Origin of the sequence: Flavobacterium sp. I-STPP5a (assembly GCF_009764685.1) — a bacterium.
In the GTDB taxonomy this organism is placed as follows: domain Bacteria; phylum Bacteroidota; class Bacteroidia; order Flavobacteriales; family Flavobacteriaceae; genus Flavobacterium.
In genome coordinates this window covers 1-21,499 of sequence record NZ_VHLM01000059.1, presented here as the reverse complement: position 1 = coordinate 21,499, position 21,499 = coordinate 1, and the positions used below count along the sequence as shown (strand labels likewise).

The 21,499-nt window shown below is 33.9% G+C and carries 20 protein-coding genes; 6 read left to right on the top strand and 14 right to left on the bottom strand.

Annotated features, from left to right (window positions below; translation table 11 throughout):
- Positions 1-61: 61 nt before the first annotated feature.
- Positions 62-2,587: a TonB-dependent receptor domain-containing protein gene (locus FJV36_RS11640; protein WP_158728009.1), complete on the bottom strand. Its 2,526-nt coding sequence runs from the start codon at positions 2,585-2,587 to the stop codon at positions 62-64.
- 91 nt (positions 2,588-2,678) lie between these two features.
- On the bottom strand, positions 2,679-3,023 hold the full coding sequence (locus FJV36_RS11635) for an ArsC/Spx/MgsR family protein (RefSeq protein WP_158728010.1): 345 nt from the start codon (positions 3,021-3,023) through the stop codon (positions 2,679-2,681).
- Between the two features lie 79 nt (positions 3,024-3,102).
- Here FJV36_RS11635 and FJV36_RS11630 point away from each other — a divergent pair, with 79 nt between their 5' ends.
- Both FJV36_RS11630 and FJV36_RS11625 read left to right on the top strand, forming a co-directional pair.
- A complete protein-coding gene (locus tag FJV36_RS11630) occupies positions 3,103-4,023 on the top strand; it encodes a CPBP family intramembrane glutamic endopeptidase (protein WP_158728011.1) in 921 nt (306 codons plus the stop codon).
- Positions 4,024-4,049: 26 nt separating this feature from the next.
- Positions 4,050-5,099, top strand: a complete 1,050-nt coding sequence (locus FJV36_RS11625; RefSeq protein ID WP_158728012.1) for an AMP-binding protein — start codon at positions 4,050-4,052, stop codon at positions 5,097-5,099.
- A 73-nt stretch (positions 5,100-5,172) separates the two neighbouring features.
- On the opposite strand, the gene FJV36_RS11620 is transcribed toward FJV36_RS11625, so the two are convergent.
- The 5 genes from FJV36_RS11620 to prfB form a co-directional block, all read right to left on the bottom strand.
- A complete protein-coding gene (locus FJV36_RS11620) occupies positions 5,173-6,801 on the bottom strand; it encodes an acyl-CoA carboxylase subunit beta (protein ID WP_158728013.1) in 1,629 nt (542 codons plus the stop codon).
- Between the two features lie 163 nt (positions 6,802-6,964).
- Complete coding sequence (gene lpxD, locus FJV36_RS11615) at positions 6,965-7,963, bottom strand: UDP-3-O-(3-hydroxymyristoyl)glucosamine N-acyltransferase (RefSeq protein ID WP_158728014.1); 999 nt, start codon at positions 7,961-7,963, stop codon at positions 6,965-6,967.
- Positions 7,964-8,029: 66 nt separating this feature from the next.
- Positions 8,030-8,239: a hypothetical protein gene (locus FJV36_RS11610; protein WP_158728015.1), complete on the bottom strand. Its 210-nt coding sequence runs from the start codon at positions 8,237-8,239 to the stop codon at positions 8,030-8,032.
- 153 nt (positions 8,240-8,392) lie between these two features.
- A complete protein-coding gene (locus FJV36_RS11605) occupies positions 8,393-8,776 on the bottom strand; it encodes a toxin-antitoxin system YwqK family antitoxin (protein ID WP_158728016.1) in 384 nt (127 codons plus the stop codon).
- A gap of 64 nt (positions 8,777-8,840) precedes the next feature.
- Positions 8,841-9,936 (bottom strand): peptide chain release factor 2 gene (prfB, locus tag FJV36_RS11600; RefSeq protein ID WP_158728017.1). Its coding sequence is split into 2 segments (ribosomal slippage): positions 8,841-9,872 and positions 9,874-9,936, totalling 1,095 coding nucleotides; the frame shifts between segments, so codons are not numbered across the junction.
- Between the two features lie 179 nt (positions 9,937-10,115).
- Between prfB and FJV36_RS11595 the strand changes: the two genes are divergently transcribed.
- Positions 10,116-11,138, top strand: coding sequence for a low specificity L-threonine aldolase (locus FJV36_RS11595; RefSeq protein WP_158728018.1), 1,023 nt, complete (start codon positions 10,116-10,118; stop codon positions 11,136-11,138).
- Positions 11,139-11,211: 73 nt separating this feature from the next.
- Here the strand turns inward: FJV36_RS11595 and FJV36_RS11590 are convergent, their stop codons facing one another.
- Positions 11,212-11,532: a YbaB/EbfC family nucleoid-associated protein gene (locus FJV36_RS11590; RefSeq protein ID WP_158728019.1), complete on the bottom strand. Its 321-nt coding sequence runs from the start codon at positions 11,530-11,532 to the stop codon at positions 11,212-11,214.
- 141 nt (positions 11,533-11,673) lie between these two features.
- Here FJV36_RS11590 and FJV36_RS11585 point away from each other — a divergent pair, with 141 nt between their 5' ends.
- Both FJV36_RS11585 and FJV36_RS11580 read left to right on the top strand, forming a co-directional pair.
- Positions 11,674-13,734, top strand: coding sequence for a S9 family peptidase (locus tag FJV36_RS11585; protein ID WP_158728028.1), 2,061 nt, complete (start codon positions 11,674-11,676; stop codon positions 13,732-13,734).
- A gap of 72 nt (positions 13,735-13,806) precedes the next feature.
- The gene (locus tag FJV36_RS11580; RefSeq protein WP_158728020.1) at positions 13,807-14,847 is read left to right on the top strand and encodes a PLP-dependent cysteine synthase family protein; all 1,041 of its coding nucleotides are present in this window, start codon (positions 13,807-13,809) and stop codon (positions 14,845-14,847) included.
- Positions 14,848-14,992: 145 nt separating this feature from the next.
- Here the strand turns inward: FJV36_RS11580 and FJV36_RS11575 are convergent, their stop codons facing one another.
- Together FJV36_RS11575 and gcvT are read right to left on the bottom strand one after the other, a co-directional pair.
- Positions 14,993-15,703 carry a YebC/PmpR family DNA-binding transcriptional regulator gene (locus FJV36_RS11575; RefSeq protein WP_144893803.1) on the bottom strand — a complete coding sequence of 237 codons (711 nt, stop codon included), beginning with the start codon at positions 15,701-15,703 and terminating at the stop codon, positions 14,993-14,995.
- A gap of 58 nt (positions 15,704-15,761) precedes the next feature.
- On the bottom strand, positions 15,762-16,844 hold the full coding sequence (gcvT, locus tag FJV36_RS11570) for a glycine cleavage system aminomethyltransferase GcvT (RefSeq protein ID WP_158728021.1): 1,083 nt from the start codon (positions 16,842-16,844) through the stop codon (positions 15,762-15,764).
- 1,064 nt (positions 16,845-17,908) lie between these two features.
- Between gcvT and FJV36_RS11565 the strand changes: the two genes are divergently transcribed.
- Positions 17,909-18,433, top strand: a complete 525-nt coding sequence (locus tag FJV36_RS11565) for a GNAT family N-acetyltransferase (RefSeq protein ID WP_158728022.1) — start codon at positions 17,909-17,911, stop codon at positions 18,431-18,433.
- Between the two features lie 58 nt (positions 18,434-18,491).
- Here the strand turns inward: FJV36_RS11565 and FJV36_RS11560 are convergent, their stop codons facing one another.
- From FJV36_RS11560 to FJV36_RS11545, 4 genes are all read right to left on the bottom strand, one after another.
- Positions 18,492-18,875 (bottom strand): DUF3037 domain-containing protein, encoded by a 384-nt coding sequence (locus tag FJV36_RS11560; protein ID WP_158728023.1) that lies wholly within the window; start codon positions 18,873-18,875, stop codon positions 18,492-18,494.
- Entirely contained in the window at positions 18,853-19,647 is a 795-nt protein-coding gene (locus tag FJV36_RS11555; protein ID WP_158728024.1) for a HipA family kinase, read from the bottom strand. The genes FJV36_RS11560 and FJV36_RS11555 overlap by 23 nt, the downstream gene beginning before the upstream one ends.
- A gap of 66 nt (positions 19,648-19,713) precedes the next feature.
- A complete protein-coding gene (locus tag FJV36_RS11550; RefSeq protein WP_158728029.1) occupies positions 19,714-20,535 on the bottom strand; it encodes an NAD(P)H-hydrate dehydratase in 822 nt (273 codons plus the stop codon).
- 12 nt (positions 20,536-20,547) lie between these two features.
- Entirely contained in the window at positions 20,548-21,450 is a 903-nt protein-coding gene (locus FJV36_RS11545) for an IS1595 family transposase (RefSeq protein ID WP_158728025.1), read from the bottom strand.
- Positions 21,451-21,499: the final 49 nt, after the last annotated feature.

The following is a 21,499-nucleotide window of genomic DNA, read 5'->3' as shown; positions in this document are numbered from 1 at the left end:
CTTTTTTTTTTGACTTTAAACGAAAAAAATAAGGACTCATTCTCATGAGTCCTTATTTTTTTTATCCTTGATAATCACCTTCGCTTTCATTTTGCATTTTGCGGGCAGGTTTTTCTCTTTCGTTTTTAGATTTGTTAAAACGGTAAGTAAAGGAAAGTGTGAACTGTCTTTCTCTCCATTGCATTTCGCTGTATGAATTAGCAAACAGAGGTAACTTAGTTTCCATAAGTCGCTTTCTAGAATTGAAAACATCGCTTACGTTAAATGAAAGTGTTCCTTTGTCTTTCATAATATCTTTACTAAAGGCTAAGTTTGCCGCAAATACTCCTAAGCTTCTTCCTTGTGCGTTGCCTTGAGGACCATTGTAGGTAGCATTAGTTTGCCAATCAATTTTGTTTGGTAATGTTATTTTTGAGGTAATTCTAGTAAACCAAGAAGTAGCGATATTATTGAAGTTTTGTGTTACTTTTTCGTTTTTAAAATTAGTGTACTCATATATTCCTTGAGTTTCATTCCTGAAGAAGTTAAAATTACCGTTTAATTTCCACCATTTGTATGGAGAATAATTAAGTGTAAATTCAAAACCTGCTCGATACTCTGTTGATAAGTTTATAGGGGAGCTAATTGTAATTGGTGTACGTGTATCTGGACGACCATTAACTTGGGTTACCTCGCCATTTTCTACAGTATCTTTTTCGTCAATGATAGTAATAACAAAGTCTCCTGATTCTCTTCTAGCAAATTGAAAAACATCAGTGGTTTTATTTATGTATAATGAAGTGTTGAAAGTTAGTTTTTCCCATCTTCTGATGTATCCAAAATCTATTGCATCTGTAAATGCAGGATCTAAATCGGGATTACCAACAAAGATATTGATGTTGCTAGATAAGTTGCTGAATGGGTTTAACATTCTTCCTCTAGGTCTTTGTATTCTTCGGCTATAGCTAACAGACGCACTACTTTTATCTGAGATTTCGTAAGTGAAAAATGCACTTGGAAAAAAGTTGTTGTACTTTTTAGTATTAAAATCGTTAGTTGCAAGCTGATTGATGTTAATGTTTGAATCTTCAAAACGCAAGCCAAAAAGAACTGAAAACTTATTTATTTTGACACCATATTGTGTGTATAAAGCGTTTACTTTTTCTTTGTATTCTAATTTATTAGTAAAATTATTATTTATCACACCATCATTGTCTACTCTGTAATCAGTAAGTAGTTCTGAGAATTCACCGCGATATCCTGCCTCAAATTGGCTGGATTTTCCAAAAGGTAAAACGTAATCCATTTGAACTAAGTTCCGGTTTTGTTGTTGATCATTTAGCGTGTTATCAAATTGAACTGCATTACTATTGCTACGTGTATCTGTAATCAAAGCATCATTGAACTCATCACTAGTTGAGAATGATCCATCAATCGTTAATTTGTGACCGTCTTTTTTGAATTTTTTGGTAAAGTTGGTAGCAAATTCAACACTTTCGCTATTGCTTCCTTCTACGTTGATACGGTTACGTCTGTAATTCAGAATTCCATCTGCATTGATGTAATCTTGAAAAACATTATCCGTATTCATACCGTCGCTTTTTCGGTAATTAAGGGTATTTGTCCAAGCACTAGTTTCGTTTAAATACCATTCCATACCAACGTTTCCATTGTAACCTTTGCTTAAACGTTCATTTTTACGAGACTCATTTACTGAATTTTTTACTTGGTTTGCCGAATTTAAATAATCGGTATTTGTTATTGCGTTTCCAGGATTGCTACGATCGTTATATCCTTGTGTAGTAAAAAGATTAAACTTTTTTGATTTGTAGTTTAAGGTACCACTTATTCCATAGTTTTCAGGATACCCAGCAGATGCAATTATGGTTCCGTTCAATCCTTGATTTTTTCCTTTTTTAAGAATAATGTTTAGTAAACCTCCACCACCTTCTGCATCATATCTAGCAGATGGATTTGTTATTACTTCTACTTTTTCAATAGCATCAGCAGGAATTAATCGTAATGCTTCAGTTATATTAATAGCATTTGAGGGCTTGCCGTCTATTAAAACACGAACGTTATCATTTCCTCTTAAACTTACATTTCCCTCAACATCTACTGATACTGATGGTATATTATCTAATACATCGCTTACCGTACCACCTTTAACCATTAGGTCACTGCCTACGTTGTATACTTTTTTATCTAATTTGATTTCAACACTAGTTTTTTCTGCTCGAACAATTACTTCATTTAGTTGTGCTGCATCTTCATCTAAGCTTATCAGTCCTAGATTGGTGTTTTTTAATAAGCTTTTTTGCTTGATATCAGTACCTTTAAAAGAAATAAATTCAATTTTTATATCGTAAGTTCCTGGTTTTATTTCAATATCAAATTCTCCAGTTGCATTAGTAATTCCACCAGCTATCGGTTTTGGATTGTTTGGTAATAAAAAAGTGATGGTTGCATATTCAAGCGGTTGTTTGCTTATTTTTTCGATAACTTTTCCTGTTATTTTAATCTTAGGAGCAGCTCCGCCTGGTTGCGCAAATCCTATTAGTGTAGATAAAAAAAAGGCAATAATTAAAAAAGGTTTGATTAATTTCATTACAGATTACTTTAGTTTTTTCTTTAGACGCTTAAACCTTGCATTGGTTTAACAGGACAAATCACAAATAAATGTTAATGCCAATATTTATCTATTTCAAAAAGTTCTCTATTGTTTCAAAATCTCTTCCTATTATTGCTTTATCACCATCAACTACAAGTGGTCTTTGCATTAAAATTGGATTTTCGGCAACAATTTTTAATACCTCTTGGTCATTTAGGTTTATGTTTTTATAGTTTTCTATCCAAAGTTTTTCTTTAATGCGCACTAAATTTATTGGTTTTATGTTTAGTTTGCTGACAATTGTTCTTAATTCGTCAATAGATAATGGGTGAAGCAAGTAGAGTTTAATTTCAAACTCTTTATTCGTTGTTTTAATTTGCGTTAAGCATTCTCTTGATTTTCCGCAACGGGGATTGTGATAGATTTGAATCATTTTGTATGATTTAGAATTATGTTGTAACAAAAGTAGCATTTGTTAAACTAATAATAGGATAACTTAATTTCAAAAAAATATGTACATAGCTCAAGGTTTTAAGTCCGGAAATAGTTTTTGGAAATACATTCAGGGATCCGTTTTACTGATTCTGGCTTCTTTAGTCGGTCAGTTATTTTTTGCAGCAGCTGTTGTTTTAGACTCTTTGAGCTCTGGGAAACATATTCAACCCGCAGGATTGAATATGATGACCTATTTTGATTCTAATAGTACATTGTTTTTTTTATTGTCAACCTTTGTGTTTGTATTGGTTGCTCTGTTTTTTATTGTGAAATCGTTACACTGTCAAACAATACTATCTCTGACTACTTCTAGGAAAAAAGTAGATTGGAACAGGGTACTGACAGCTTTCGGGGTTTGGTCTCTTTTTACGATTGGATCAACGGTCATTATGTATTTCGCCAATCCATCTAGTTTTGAAATTAATTTTAAACCTATTCCTTTTTTAATTTTAGCACTAATTGGGATCGTTATGATTCCTTTACAAACAAGTGCCGAAGAATATATTTTCAGAGGTTATTTGATGCAAGGATTTGCAGTTTTAGCCCATAATAAGTGGTTTCCGTTGTTGATGACTTCAATCATTTTTGGTGGATTGCATTTTTTTAATCCCGAAGTAGAAAAAATGGGTCCAATAATTATGGTTTATTATATTGGAACTGGTTTGTTTTTAGGTATTTTGACACTCATGGATGATGGCATGGAGTTAGCACTTGGTTTTCATGCTGCTAATAATACTATCGGTGCCTTATTAATTACTTCTGATTGGTCAGCATTCCAAACGAATTCTGTACTAAAGGATATCTCAATTCCATCTGCTGGAATTGATGTCATTTTACCGGTTTTTATTATTTATCCAATACTTTTGTTTATCTTTAGTAAGAAATACCAATGGACCAATTGGAAAGAAAAATTGACCGGCAGGATTCCATCGGTTTAGATTATAATTTTGTAAAAATCACAATCATGACCACTACAGTTACTTATCAAAATGTGCATAATTTGTTTAAATTAAATGGTTTTCACCTTGATCGTGATGATTTATGCAGGGTAGCATATAGTCTTATTAAGGAAGGAGAAGCCTATGAGAAAGCAGTAGGTGATTTTCTATTGGATTGGTTTGATGCAAAACCATATCTCATGCTTAATACATCTGGAACTACTGGAAAGCCTAAGCTTATTCGTATGGAGAAACAAGCCATGGTAAACTCGGCTTTAGCCACGGGAGATTTTTTCGATTTGAAACCAGGAGACAGCGCTTTACATTGTTTATCAACCCAATTTATAGCGGGAAAAATGATGTTAGTACGCGGTTTTATTTTGGGTCTTGATCTTGACTTTGTTGCTCCAAGTGCTGAACCACTTCTAAGAAACACCAAAAAATATGATTTTGTTGCTATGGTTCCTCTGCAAGCTCAAAATTCAATAAAGGCATTGCAGAATGTAAAAAAAATGATTGTTGGTGGTGCAAAAATGGAAAAGATTCTTGAAAATGAGTTGTCAAAAGTTTCCACAAAAGTGTATGAAACCTATGGCATGACTGAGACAATTACTCATATAGCAGCTAAAAAAGTTGGTGAAGACTTCTTTTCGGTGTTGCCCAATATTAAAATTTCGCAAGATGATAGAAATTGCTTGGTGATTGATGCACCTTTAATTTCTAATGAATCAATTGTTACGAATGATTTAGTCGAAATTAATGATGACAATCAATTTGTTTTCCTAGGTAGAGTTGATAATGTAATTAACAGTGGTGGTATAAAATTGATTCCTGAAAAAATTGAACAAAAACTATCTGCCAGAATAAAGGAAAGATTTTTTGTCTCCAGTATTAAAGATTCTGAACTTGGAGAAAAGCTAATTTTAGTTATCGAAGGAGAAAATCAGTTGTTGCCCGATGATTTTTTTGATGGTTTAGACAAATATGAAAAACCAAAAGCTGTTTTTTATGTTCCAAAATTTAAAGAAACAGATAATGGTAAATTAAAACGCGCTGAAATTGTAAATAGTTTATAATAAAGTTTCTGTAAATAAAAAAGCATCCCAAAATATACTTTCGGGATGCTTTTTTTTATAATTGGTAAGAATGTTATACTTGAATAACGCCTAAATTGAATTTCTTTTCAATAGGAGCGTGGTTTGCCGCTTCAATCCCCATAGAGATCCAAGTTCTGGTATCTAATGGATCAATAATAGCATCAGTCCATAATCTTGAGGCTGCATAATAAGGAGAAACCTGTTCGTCGTATCTTGCTTTTATTTTGTCAAATAACTCTTTTTCTTTACTTTCATCAACCACTTCACCTTTTGCCTTTAGCGATGAGGCTTCTATTTGTGCAAGTACTTTTGCGGCCTGTGTTCCTCCCATTACAGCTAGTTCAGCACTTGGCCAAGCAAAAATTAATCTAGGATCATACGCTTTACCACACATGGCATAATTTCCAGCACCATAAGAATTACCAACAATCACGGTGAATTTTGGTACTACTGAGTTAGACACTGCATTTACTAATTTGGCTCCATCTTTTATAATTCCGCCATGTTCAGATTTTGATCCCACCATAAAACCAGTTACATCTTGAATGAAAACTAACGGAATTTTTTTCTGGTTGCAATTGGCAATAAATCGGGTGGCTTTATCAGCACTATCCGAATAGATTACGCCTCCAAATTGCATTTCTCCATTTTTAGTTTTAACCACTTTTCTTTGATTGGCAATTATCCCTACAGCCCAACCATCAATTCTAGCATAACCAGTAATTATGGTTTGTCCATAACCATCTTTGTACGTGTCAAATTCAGAGTTGTCTATTAATCTGTTGATGATGTCCATCATATCATATTGCTCGCTACGTGCTTTTGGCAATATACCATACATTTCATTTTCATCAAATTTTGGTTTTTCAGCTTTTATGCGATTGTATCCAGCTTTATCAAAATCACCAATCTTGTCAACAATATTTTTTATACGATCAAGAGCATCTTTATCATCTTTCGCTTTATAATCAGTCACTCCAGAAATTTCGCAATGTGTTGTAGCTCCGCCAAGGGTTTCATTATCAATGCTTTCTCCAATGGCTGCTTTTACCAAGTAGCTACCCGCTAAGAAAATACTACCCGTTTTATCCACAATCATAGCCTCATCACTCATGATAGGTAAGTAGGCACCACCTGCTACACAACTACCCATTACAGCTGCAATTTGGGTAATACCCATGCTGCTCATGTGTGCGTTATTTCTAAAAATACGACCAAAATGTTCTTTATCTGGAAAAATTTCGTCTTGCAATGGCAAATAAACTCCGGCACTATCCACTAAATAAATGATAGGCAATCTATTTTCCATTGCAATCTCTTGTGCTCTAAGGTTCTTTTTAGCAGTTATAGGAAACCAAGCACCTGCTTTTACAGTAGCATCATTTGCAACTACAATACATTGTTTGCCTCTTATATAGCCTATTTTTACAACAACTCCACCAGAGGGGCAGCCACCATGTTCAGCATACATTCCTTCTCCAACAAAAGCTCCAATTTCTATACTTTTAGCCTTTGCATCTAGTAAGTAATCTATTCGTTCTCTGGCAGTCATTTTGCCCTCACTATGTAATTTTTGAATGCGTTTTTCTCCACCTCCTAATTTTACGGTACTTAATTTTTGACGTAAAGCAGAGAGTAGAAGTTTATTGTGGTCTTCATTTTTATTGAAGTTTAAATCCATGATTTATTCGATTAAAAAGTTTCAGCTAAAATACAAAATACTACTAAATATACCTTGATTATCTTATCAAGTAAAATCAAAATAATGTTTTTATTTTGGTTTTAAATAAAAAAAACAGAAGCGAACTTCTGTTTTTTTTATGAATGTGATAAAAATAAAGGTTTTATTTTTTTGATTCGTTTAGCAGTTTTCTTAGTATAGCCCATTGTCTTAAGGTGTCTCGAGCTTCTATAGCGGGGTAGCCAAGCATGGTTTTACCGGCTGCAATATCACCTATTACACCTGATCCCGCACCCACAATAGCACCATCGCCAATAATTGTATGGTCTTTTATTGAAGCGCTTCCGCCAATAATAACGCCGTTACCTAATGTTACTGAACCAGCAAGTCCGCTATTACCTGCCATGATACAAAATTTACCTAATTTGCTATTATGACCTATTTGTACAAGGTTGTCAATTTTACAACCGTCACCTAGTACTGTTGAACTAAATTTACCTCTATCTATGCAAGAATTGGCTCCAATTTCTACATTATTACCAATGATTACATTGCCTATTTGAGGGATTTTAACCAGGCCGCGTTGTGGATCAGGTCTAAAACCAAAGCCATCTGCTCCAATTGTAGCATTGGGGTGTATGATGCAATCGTTACCAACATGACAGCGTTCCCTGATCACGGTACCAGACCAAATAACTGTGTTTTTACCAATAGTTGATTCGTCTAAAATTGTTACGTTAGGATATATAGTGCTATTATCACCTATTACCACATTAGGACCTACATAACATCCTGCCCCAATCTGAACGCCATTGCAAATTTTTGCACTAGCATCAATTACTGCTGTAGGATGTATGGCTACGTTGAATATTGGAGTAGGTGGAGCAAAAAGCTCAAGTACTTGTGACATGGCTAAGTCAGCGTTCTTTACTTTGATGAAGGCACGGTTTTCACCAGGTTCAATACTAATATCCTCATTTACTATAGCTGCACAAGCCTTTGATGAATTCCATAATTTTTCGTACTTTTTGTTGCCAATAAATGAAATATCAGTAGCACTTGCTGCTTCTAATTGCTCTGGTGCGGTAATGCCAGTTAGGGTTGATCCAATAATTTCTCCTTTCAGAATTTCATTTATTTCTAGAATTGTATAGGATTTCATTAAAAAATAGGATGTTTATGAGTTAAATATTTTTCAAATAAAAGAATTTACCCTTAGTTATCCTAATTAATCTTCCATTTTAGTTCGAACAATTTTTGATTGTTTTTCTTCAAATAATTGTAATGTAATCGGAAGTTTGTGCTTTGTTACGATTGCCTTGCCATCAATTTTTCCAGCAAGCCATTTTGGACTTCTTACTAATGTTTTGATTACTGCTAAATCAATTTCTTTATTGATACTTTTTATTACTTCAAAATGATTTAAAGAACCATCCAATTCTACTGAAAATCCAATTATAACTTGGCCAAAACTATTGTTTGGTTTTTTAAAATCAGAGGCAATGAAGTCATGAAAAGCTTTTTCTCCTCCAGGGAATTCTGCTTTTACGGAGTAAGGAAAAAACGCAATTTCTATTCCATTTTCATCAAATCATTTTCCATCAACAAAGGAACCATTTAGGAAGTTTTCGATTCGCTTTACTTTTCCAGATTCATAGTAACGAGTTTGTGGACCTTCTTGTTTTCCTTTTACATAAATCGCTAAAGATTTTTTTTTTTTGTTAGAATACCATCGTTCTAACGTACCATCAATTTGTCTTTTTTTATAGTTAGAAAAGTAATTCTTAGAGTAAATCGTATCATTTATATAAAAAGTGGTTCGGGTGGTACCTTTGTCTTTTTGTTCGAATATACTGTAATATTTTGCTGTCTCTGCGTTGGGAAGTTCTTTAAAATCCTCAGTAAAATAAATTTTGTTTTGTGCAAAAACGTGAAAAGAAGTCAATAATATAAGTGATGTAAAAAAGGTTTTCATAAGTGTGATGTTTAAAAAAAACCAAAAATCCTACACAAAATAGGATTGTGTAGGATTTTATCTTTTATGATTCTTTTTGTCCCATCATCATGAGATAGGCTTTTAAGAATTCGTCAATTTCTCCATTCATCACTCCATCAACGTTGCTGGTTTCATAGCCAGTTCGTACATCTTTGACTAATTTATAGGGTTGCATTACGTAGTTGCGTATTTGTGATCCCCATTCAATTTTCATTTTTCCAGCTTCAATATCGGCGCGTTGTGCTTGCTTCTTTTTCAATTCAATTTCATACAATTGCGAACGTAACATTTGCATGGCTCGTTGTCTGTTGTCTTGTTGCGAACGCGTTTCAGAACATTGAATTTGTATTCCGGTAGGTTTATGAAACAGTTGTACTTTAGTTTCTACCTTGTTGACATTTTGTCCACCTGCACCACTAGATCGAGAGGTCGTTATTTCAATATCAGCAGGGTTGATTTCAATTTCTATACTGTCATCAACTAAGGGGTAAACATATACTGAAACAAAAGAGGTATGTCTTTTAGCATTACTATCAAAAGGCGAAATACGCACCAATCGATGTACTCCGTTTTCTCCTTTAAGATATCCAAAAGAATAATCTCCTTCAAACTCAAGGGTTACCGTTTTTATTCCGGCAGCATCTCCTTTTTGAAAGTTCAACTCTTTAATTTTATAACCGTATTTTTCGCCCCACATCATGTACATTCTCATGAGCATTTCGGCCCAGTCACAACTTTCTGTTCCACCTGCGCCAGCTGTAATTTGTACTACAGCACTAAGTGTGTCCCCTTCATCCGAGAGCATGTTTTTAAATTCTATAGCTTCAATGTGATTATTAGTAGCATTGAATTGTGCGTCAAGTTCTTCGGGTGTGAGTTCTCCTTCTTTATAAAATTCGTAAGCAAGTTCCAGTTCGTCTGTCATTTCAACAGCCAAATTGTAATCTTCTATCCACTTTTTCTTATTTCGAAGATTTTTCACCAATAGTTCTGCCTCTTTTGGAGTATTCCAAAAATCAGGTGCAAAGGTTTTTTCTTCTTCGTTTGAAATCTCAATTAATTTGGCATCAACGTCAAAGATACCTCCTCAACGCACCAAGGCGCTCCACAATACCTTTTATTTGTTCGGTAGTTGTCATAAGTTAGTTTTTATTTTTTTAGAAATCGATTTGTACTATTCCGTTTGTTCAATTGTTTTAGTTTTAACGGAACTTTTTGCAATATACAAACCGTATTGTGTAAATTTGTGCTGCAAAAATAGAAATTTTTTACAAAGGGACAATTCGCGAACCATTCGCACTGAAAATAAAAGAATACTATGGAAATAAATTTAATTAGCGATACCATTACAAAGCCATCTCGTGAAATGCTAGTTCACATGTTAAATGCTGTAGTTGGTGACGATGTGTATAAACAAGATCCTACCGTTATTGAACTTGAAGCTAGAGTAGCTCAAATGTTTGGTATGGAGGCAGGTCTCTTTTTTCCATCGGGGACTATGGCCAATCAAACTGCAATTAAGCTTCACACCCAGCCAGGGGAGCAGTTAATAGCTGATAAATATGCACACGTGTATCATTATGAGGGAGGCGGAGTTTCCTTTAATAGTGGAGTTTCTTGTTGTCTACTAGATGGAAATCGAGGCATGATTACTGCTGACCAAGTTGCAGCGGCGATTAATGATCCAGAGTTTTATCATAGCCCATTAACAAGTTTAGTATGTGTTGAAAATACAACAAACAAAGGTGGCGGTGCTTGCTATGAACTAGAAGATTTACAAAAAATAAAAGCTGTTTGTGATGCCAATCATTTAAAGTTTCACTTAGATGGAGCTCGTATTTGGAATGCTTTGGTTGCTAAAAATCAAGATCCTAAAGCGTATGGTAAAATTTTTGACACCATTTCAGTATGTTTGTCAAAAGGTTTAGGAGCTCCTATTGGTTCTGTACTATTGGGTGATAAAGAAACAATTCACAGAGCATTGCGTATTCGGAAAATACTTGGTGGCGGAATGCGTCAGGTAGGATATCTAGCAGCAGCTGGATTGTATGCTCTTGAAAATAATATCACGAGGTTAGCCGAAGATCACCGTAGAGCAAAGGAAATTGCCGAAGTGTTGAAGAAAACAAGTTGGGTAGCATCTGTAGAACCAGTTGAAACTAATATTTTAATATTTTCTTTGGTTCCAAATTGTATCGAGAAAAATCTTATTGAACTCTTGAAGCAAAAAAATATCTTTATCAGTTCTATGGGACACGGAAAATTAAGAATTGTAACGCATCTTGATTATAAAGAAGTAATGCATACTTATGTATTAGAAACGTTGCAGAAATTGGTATAAATAAAGTATAAGTTATGAATTATGAGTTTTGACAATTTAAAAACTCATAATTCACAAACTCATATTCTCTCGATTACTTGAACAAGTTGTCCATTCCAGGAATCATTGGCATGTCCATTTTAGCGACAGCATCAAGTTCTGCTTCATTTGTTTTAGTAGCCTTTTCAATGGCTTTATTTAAAACCAGAATTAAATAATCCTCTAATTGTTCTTTATCTTCTAATAAAGCGTCATCAATTCGTATTGATTTTAAAGCTCTGTTAGCAGTTAATGTTACTTTTAATAAGCCATCAGTACTTTGTTCATCAATAAGAACAGTGTCTAGTCTTTTCTTAGTATCTTCAATTTTTTGTTGGGTTTCTTTTAATTTACCCATCATGCCCATTAAGTCCATGTTGAAATTATTTTAAGTTTTAACTACAAATTTACTACTTTAGTGTTTCAATTCAATAAAAGAATCATGAAAAATAACGTTTTACTAAGTGGCCTTTGTCTTATTTTTGCACTTTCAATAACTAAAATAAACGCACAGCAAATGTCTGAAAATATAAAAGCACCTTTAGCAAAAATAATTCCAACGGTTTTAGAGAAACACGGCGATACTCGTGTGGATAATTATTTTTGGTTAAACAAAAGAGAAAATCCAGAGGTTATTGATTATTTAAATCAAGAAAACAGTTATTATGAAGCTATGACCGCAGATACCAAAGGTTTTCAGAAAGAATTGTATGAGGAAATGAAATCTCGTATTAAGGAAGATGATGAATCAGTACCTTACTTGTATAATGGATATTACTACATTACTCGTTTTGAAACAGGAAAAGATTATCCTATTTACTCCAGAAAAAAAGGAAGTTTAACTGCTGCCGAAGAAATTCTTTTTAATTGTAATGATTTAGCCAAAGGGCATTCTTATTTTCAATTAGGTGGATTAAGTTTAAGTCCAGATAACAAGTTTGCTAGTTTTGGTGTTGATACCGTTGGAAGACGTATTTACACCATTCAAGTAAAGAATTTAGAAACAGGTGAAATTCTTTCTGATAAAATAGAAAATGCAACTGGTAGTTCTGTGTGGGCCAATGACAATAAAACGATTTTTTATACCAAACAAGATGAAGTTACACTGCGTTCTGATAAAGTATTCAAGCATAAATTAAATACAAACTCGGATCAAGATGTACTAGTGTTTTTTGAAAAAGACGATACTTTCAACGTCTCCGTTGGAAAGGAAAAATCAAAAAAATATATTGTAATAGGATCGGGGAGTACCTTGACTACCGAATATAGAATTTTAAATTCAGATACTCCTGATGCTGAATTTAAGGTTTTTCAACCTAGAGTTCGTGGTTTAGAGTATAGTATTTCACATTTTGGAGATTCATTTTATATTTTGACGAATAAAGACAAAGCAACAAATTTCAAGTTGATGAAAACTCCTGAAAGCGCTACTGCAAAAGCAAATTGGGTGGATGTCATTGCGCACAGAGAAGATGTATTGCTGGAAGATATTGAAATTTTCAGAAACTATCTTGTTGTTGAAGAACGTTCTAATGGTTTAAATCATATTCGTATCATGCCTTGGAGTGGTGCGGGAGAATATTATTTGCCTTTTGGTAGTGAAACTTACAATGCCTACACTACTACAAATGTAGATTTTGACACTGATATTTTGCGTTACAGCTATCAATCCTTGGCAACACCATCTTCTGTAATTGACTTTAATATGAAGACCAAAGAAAAAGAGGTTAAGAAGGAGCAACAAGTTCTAGGTGGAAAATTTGATAAAAACAATTACATAGAGGAGCGAGTTTGGGCCACAGCAACTGATGGGACTAAGGTTCCAATTTCAATGGTATACAAAAAAGGTTTGAAAAAAGACGGTACTAATCCGGTGTTGCTTTATGCGTATGGTTCTTATGGTGTTACAATGGACACTTATTTTTCATCAACACGTTTGTCTATTTTAGATAGAGGTTTTGTTTTTGCCATTGCGCACATTCGCGGTGGTGAAGATTTAGGAAGACAATGGTACGAAGACGGGAAATTGCTTAAAAAGAAAAATACTTTTACGGATTTTATTGATTGTTCCAAGTATTTAATACAAGAAAAATATACTTCTCCAGAACATTTGTATGCCGAGGGCGGATCAGCAGGTGGCTTATTAATGGGAGCGGTTGTGAATATGGCTCCAGAATTATACCATGGTGTTATTGCTCAAGTGCCATTTGTAGATGTTATTTCAACTATGCTTGATGATACCATTCCTCTTACAACAGGTGAATATGACGAATGGGGTAATCCAAATGAAAAGAAATATTACAAATACATGTTGTCCTATTCTCCTTATGATAACGTAAAATCACAAAAATATCCTAATATGTATGTTTCAACGGGTTTACATGACTCACAAGTACAATATTGGGAGCCAGCAAAGTGGGTTGCAAAGCTGCGTACGCTAAAAACTAACGATACGGTGTTGTATTTAAATACAAACATGGATGCAGGGCATGGTGGCGCGTCTGGACGTTTTGAAGCGCTTAAAGAGCTGGCTAAAGAATATAGTTTTTTGTTAGATTTAGAAGAAATTAAAAACTAATTAGATTTTTTTTTGTTAAATTTGCATCGTTCATGGTTTAACTTAAAGTACACTATGACTAACTATTTTTTTATGAAAAAAGAAATATCTGCATATAATAATGTTCTTGAACTAATAGGGAATACGCCACTTATAAAACTAAATAAAGTTACAGAAAATTTAGTTGGAAATTTTTACGCTAAAGTAGAGGCATTTAATCCGGGACATTCCTCAAAAGATAGAATAGCATTATACATTATTGAAGAAGCTGAAAAAAGAGGTATTTTGTCTCCTGGTGATACTATAATTGAAACTACATCAGGCAATACAGGTTTTAGTTTAGCTATGGTAAGTATCATTAAAGGGTACAATTGTATACTGGCAGTTAGCTCAAAATCATCAAAAGACAAAATCGATATGTTACGCAGCTTGGGTGCTAAGGTTTATGTTTGTCCTGCTCACGTATCTGCAGATGATGAACGTTCCTACTATAACGTAGCTAAGCGTTTACATGAAGAAACCAAGGGTTCTGTTTATATTAACCAATACTTCAATCAGTTAAATATTGATGCGCATTATAAGTCTACAGGGCCAGAAATTTGGAAACAAACTAATGGAGCTATTACGCATCTTGTAGCATGTAGTGGAACAGGCGGAACTATTTCAGGAACTGCAAAGTACTTAAAAGAACAAAATCCTAATATTAAAATTTTAGGAGTTGATGCTTTTGGTTCAGTGCTGAAGAAGTATCACGAAACTAGAGAGTTTGATAACGAAGAAATTTATCCATACAGAATTGAAGGTTTAGGAAAAAATCTAATTCCATCCGCAACCGACTTTGATATTATAGACAAGTTTATGAAGGTGACAGATGAGGAAAGCGCACACACCGCCAGAGAAATTACTAAAAAAGAAGGTTTGTTTGTGGGTTATACCTCTGGAGCAGTAATGCAAGCAATTAAGCAATACGCAGAAGAGGGAGAATTTGACGAAAATAGTAACGTAATAGCTATTTTTCCAGATCATGGATCTCGATATATGAGTAAGGTTTTTAGTGATGACTGGATGAACGAGCAAGGTTTTTTTGATAGTGTCAATGAAGAAGAGGCTCAGAAAATTGAATTTATTAAATAGAGTATTTTATCAAAATATCATATAAAACTCCAGAATTTTCTGGAGTTTTTTTTTTGTTTTGCCCTGCATGTAGATTATTGATGTTGTATATGGGTAAAAAAAAACTCCTGATTGCTCAAGAGTTTTTGGGTTTTTAAGAAAGGAATTATTCCTCCATTGTATGATACACGTTCATCACGTCATCATCCTCTTCAATTTTTTCAATTAATTTTTCAACATCGGCCATTTCTGCTTCTGTTAATTTTTTTGTGATTTGAGGAATGCGCTCAAATCCCGAAGATAAGATTTCGATTCCACGACTTTCAAGTTCTTTTTGAATGGTTCCAAAACTACCAAAAGGAGCATAAATTAAAATTCCATCTTCATCAGCAAAAATTTCTTCAGCACCAAAGTCAATAAACTCTAATTCAAGTTCTTCTACATCTTGATTGTTATTTGGGATTCTAAAATTACAAGTATGATCAAACATAAATTCAACAGATCCCTGTGTTCCCATGGTTCCATTGCATTTATTGAAATAACTTCTAATGTTTGCAACAGTTCTGTTGTTATTATCTGTTGCGGTTTCTATCAAAATTGCAATTCCGTGTGGCGCGTAGCCTTCAAACAATTGTTCTTTATAATTTGCTGTGTCTTTATCAGTAGCTTTTTTTATCGCACGCTCCACATTCTCTTTAGGCATATTAACTGCTTTAGAGTTTTGTATTACGGCTCTTAACCTAGAGTTGGCCTCAGGATTTGGACCACCTTCTTTAACAGCCATGACAATATCCTTACCTATTCTGGTAAATGCTTTGGCCATTGCTGACCAACGTTTCATTTTTCTTCCTTTTCTAAACTCAAACGCTCTTCCCATTACTATTTGTTATTTTGAACTGCAAAAATACAATAATTATGCAGGTTTAAAAATCATTTTATTTCTTATAAAAAGGCAATTTTACCACCTTAGCTAATACATCATTTTTTCTAATACGAATAAAAATTTCACTATCTAGTGCGCTATTGGCTGCTGTAACGTAACCCATTCCTATTCCTTTGTTCATTGATGGAGACATGGTTCCAGAGGTCACAAGTCCTATCACACTTCCTGATGCATCTACAATTTCGTAATCATGTCTTGGCACTGCGCGCTCTTGCATTTCAAATGCAACTAACTTTTTAGTCACTCCAGTTTCTTTCTGCTTTTTTAAATTTTCAGCATTTGTGAAATCCTTAGTGAATTTAGTAATCCAACCCAAACCAGCCTCTAAAGGTGAGGTTGTATCGTTAATATCATTTCCATACAAGCAAAAACCCATTTCTAAACGCAAGGTATCACGAGCGGCAATACCTATTGGCTTTATGCCAAAAGAATCGCCAGCTTCAAAAACTTTATTCCAGATTTGTTCTACTTCATCGTTTTTACAATAAATCTCAAAACCACCTGAGCCAGTATAACCCGTTGCAGATATAATTACGTTTTCAATTCCAGCAAAATCACCTACCTCAAAATGGTAATAGGCAATAGCTGATAAATCTTTTGAAGTTAAAGGTTGCATGGCTTCAACCGCTTTTGGTCCTTGTATGGCAAGTAAAGAATAATCATCCGAAATGTTTTTCATATCTACACCCAAATCATTCTGGGCTGAAATCCAGTTCCAATCTTTTTCAATATTCGAGGCGTTAACAACCAGTAAATATTGTTCTTCCTTCATTTTATAAACTAGCAAATCATCTACAATACCGCCGTCTTGATTTGGCAAACAAGAATATTGTGCTTTTCCAATTGTTAAAGTTGATGCGTCATTTGAAGTTACTTTTTGTATCAAAGCCAATGCATTTGGACCTGTAAGCAAGAATTCTCCCATGTGAGACACATCAAAAACCCCTACTGCATTACGCACTGTTTCATGTTCTGCATTAACTCCTTCGTATGAAATGGGCATGTTGTATCCAGCAAAAGGAAGCATTTTTGCTCCCAAACTCTCGTGTATATGCGTTAGCGCAGTATTTTTCATTGTGTTTTGGTATAAAGTTTGAAGTGGCTAATTTATTGATTTTATTTTGGCTTACAAAGGCCGTAAGAGCAAAGTTTCAAACGTTTTCGGTATTTATATTTTGTCAAAAGGATGGATTTAAAGAGTTAATTCCTGCTATTTGCTACTTTTTTTACGGTGTTTATTTTTTTTATGACTGAAACTGTTAAATACTTGGATATTCTTGCAATCCTACCATTGCGTTACTTCTTGGAATAAATCCTAAACTTGCAGCATCGAAGTAATTTTTTGTATGCCAATGCAATATGTTGTTAATTCAGGTTTGCGTTCTGAAGCATAGTCATTCTCTTTAATCGTCCAAACTTGACGCTTTAAATCTTTGTCTGAATGATTTTTTTTAATTTCTGATTCTTTACTGCTAATTTTTACTAGGTTGATGTAGCAATTTAATACTTCCTTTAATAGCATTACGTAGTACAATTGCAGGATTCTTTTTTACAGTATTTTAATGATTGTGTAAACTAATTTCGGTGGTATCTAGAATGCATAATTTAATTTGTTATCGCAAGACTGAACGCAGTTAGCTGTTATATTGTGTAATATCAGCTTTGGTAGCATTATTATTATTATTATTATTATCTAGAAATCTATAAAAGGATTTTACCGTAGGATCAAATGCATTAATTTGACAAATAGAAATGAATACTATTTTTTTATAATTTATTTAAGGTTTTTTTTAACCCTCTTTAATAACTATAAATCCTTTACGTTCCTTTATTGTTTTTCCTTAAAGGTGTATTTGTTTTTTTTTTTTTTAAAATATAAATATTTTGTGTCTAGACATTAGGATGCTATAAGAACTTCCAATTTACATTATATTAAGGAATAGTATACTTAATTAAATATTTATCAAAAAATAAATTAGGAGCGCAAGTGCCGCTTGCAATATTTGTCTAAATTTCTTAAAGTAATTTTTTAATAAACGGTATAAAAATGTTCTCTTTTGTTTTACAGAACAAAAAACAAAATTATTTTAAATGTGAAATGGTTTTTTCTACCTTTGGTATCTAAAAAAAAACAGTTCTATGATTACCAAAGTTACACTTGAAGACCTTGCTGCATTGAATAAATTGATTAATTCAGCCTATCGCGGAGAAATCTCTAAGCAAGGTTGGACGACCGAAGCTAACATTCTGGATGGATTGCGTACCACAGAGAGTGAATTAAAAGAAACTGTTTTAAATACAAAAAACACACTGCTAAAATTTAGTAGTAATGATGAAATTGTAGGTTGCGTTTTATTAGTTGATAAAACTGAACACCTTTACCTAGGTATGTTGACTGTTGCGCCACATTTGCAAAATGGAGGCGTTGGAAAAAAATTATTGCAGCAAGCTGAAATTCATGCTGTGGAACTAGGTTTGTCAAAAATTGTCATGACCGTAATTACCGTACGTGAAGAATTAATTGCCTGGTATCTGCGCAACGGGTATGAGGACACTGGCGCGAGAGAACCATTTCCTTCAATTGATGTACATATTCCTATTGCTAATGAACCTTTAGAATTTATGGTACTAAGCAAAACTATAAACACAACCGAAACACTTTAAAGTGTAAATACCCTTTTGAATGCAATAATTTGAAAGGGTATTTTTGGATACTATGATGCTACAACACTAAGTCTTCAAAAAGTCGCTGAGTTGTATGGTTTAGGTTGTCGCATAATCCTGGATGTGGTCTTGAAGTTTGAATGGCCGAACTACGCAGCGCCGTCAACCATCTAAATCGTGAAGGGAGATCAAATTGTCCTATTGGCCCAGCATCTTTTTCACCATGAGCTACTTTTGCAAAAGCTTGAACATTTAATTTTAGTTGTTCTATATCCAAGTCATTCGAAAAAAGACGGAGTTTAACCTCTTTGATTTCGAATAAAACTTTTATAAATTTTGCTTTTTTACAAAAAAGAATAACCCCAACATTAAGGAATTCTTCGCGCTCTACCCTTGGTACAACACGAATAACGGCATACTCATATAAGTGTTGCTCTTGCATTTTGTGCTTCTGTTATAAAAATTTCGGAATGATCTAAGCGAGTGCTTAAAAATTGAAAGTAAATTTCTCTAATGGCTTCTGGCTGTTCCTGAGTTTCTTCCCATTGAAGCCAGTTGTGGGGAATTAGGTTTACGATATTTTTTAAAACCTCGTAAGTAAGGATTTTTTTGAAATCAATATTTGTCTCTTGTAATAAGGAAGCCTGTGGTAATAGTACATGATCTTTTATGAGTGCAAAAGGACTTTTTGCGTGTTTCTCCCAATTGCTCCAAGAATGATGGAAATATAGACTTGCTCCATGATCAATTAGCCATAATTCTTTATGCCAAATGAGCATATTGGTGTTCCTGAATGTCCTATCCACATTAGTAATAAAAGCATCTAACCAAACAATTTGTGAGGCTAGTTTTGCGTCAACCGCAGTTACTACAGGATCAAAATTAATAGCTCCAGATAAATAATGCAAGGCTAAATTAAGTCCTTGACTACCTTGTAATAAATCCTGAATTTCTTCATCAGCTTCACTACGCCCAAAAGCTTCATCTAGATTTGCAAAAACTAATTCGGGCATTTTTAGGTTCAAAGATCTAGCAATCTCACCTCCTATCAATTCTGCAATCAAAGCTTTTACACCGTGCCCGGCGCCTTTAAATTTTAGGACATATTTAAAATCATCGTCAGCCTCGGCAAGAGCGGGTAAAGAACCGCCTTCCCGTAAGGGTGTGATGTATCGCGTAACATTTACGGTCCTAAGATGGGGTTGTTTTTCCATAATTGAATTGGATAAAGCAATTTTGCTATGGTGCAAACTTACAAATTAAGAAATGAATTTACTGTCTCAATTTATTTTGTGTTCCTTTTTTAAACTCAAAAAAGCTTTGCCAATGTGGGCAATAATATCTGAAGCGATAAAGGACTGATTGCCGGTATCAGGCAGAGCAATATCAGCTGTTAAACCATGAAGATACACGCCAATTAAGGCAGCATGAAGCGGAGGATATAACTGCGCTAATAAACTAGTAATCATTCCTGTTAATACATCTCCACTACCAGCTGTGGCTAAGGCAGCATTTCCTGTAGTATTCTCATAAACTGTTTCGCCATCTATAACACGAGAAGGAGAACCTTTCATTACAATGATAATTTGATGTTCTTTAGAGAAAGCAATACTTTTCTTTAGCTTGTCTTTTTCGGAAGTCCAACTACCTATCAATAATTGTAGCTCTTTTGGGTGTGGAGTAATGATTGTTTTGGGTTCTACGTGGATTAATAATTTTTTAAACTTTGAAATAATATTCAATGCATCAGCATCAATAACCATAGGGATTTTGTAAGTTTTTAAAAACAAATGTAAGGCATTATGTGATTTATCAGATTGGCCTAATCCTGGGCCAATACCAATAGCTTGTGGTTTAAAATCAAAATTAATCTCTGATATGACTTCTTCATCTTGATCAGTTAGTACCATAACTTCAGGATTTGAAGTTTGGATAATTGTATAGCCGCATTTGGGAATAAAAACGGTAACCAATCCGCAACCAGTCTTTAAACAAGCCTTTGAAGCTAAACTTATAGAACCAATTTTTCCATAACTTCCACCAATAATCATTGCATGTCCTTGAATTCCTTTATGTGTAAACGGATTTGTTTCTTTATAAATTTTTCGAGTTACTTACTTAATGACTACGATTTGCTTCCAACCCTGATGCGGATGTGAGACTAATCGTTTGAATATATTATCAAAAATAGAATCTTTGTAAATTGACCTGTTCAGTCGATAAAAATATTCATCTAAATATTTTTGGAGATGTTCCTTTTTGACGTGTGATTGAATCGTTCTTATTGCAGTTTTTACCTGATGAATAATAGTGTGCATTTCTTTGAAGTTTTTCCCAGGAACGCTTTTTTCTTGGACGATGTTATAGCTCTTTGCTATTATTTTGTAAGCTGTCCATTGGTCTGTTTTAATATTCGCATCTTTACTTATATGCTCGTCAAATAATGGTTTTATTGACTTTGCAGAATAATCATCAATAACATTTGCATAACCTCTTTTTATCTTTCCTTCATCTGTCAGCTCAACAGCACAAGCAACTTTTGCCTTTTTGCTATCGTAACTTCTACCTTGTTTTCCTGTTTCTTTTCCGCCAACTACAAATTCATCAACTTGTACATTTCCTGTCATTGGATACTGTTTTGAGGACTTCATCGCAAGTCTTACTTTTTGCATAAACAACCAAGAAGTCTTTTGAGTTATTCCATAGCGTTTTGCCGCTTGAGTTGAGGATATTGATTTGGTTGTACAAGTCATTTCAAAGGCAATACAAAATGCTTTTTGAATTCCAAATTTAACTCTATGAAAAAGAGTTCCTGCCGTTGCACTCTCTTTATATCTACATTTGGTACACTCTCTTTTATTGTGTTTTTCAAAATAAACATACTTCGTATTCTCGCAACGTTTACATCTATAGCCGTCTTTCCACTTCTCATTGGCTATAAATTCACGGCAACTTTGGTCGTCTGGGAATGTCTTTATGAACTCTAAAATATTCTCCCCCTGAAATATACTTTCCATATCCTTGTATTTACTATAAATATAAGTGTTTTTTAAGTAAGTAACTCTA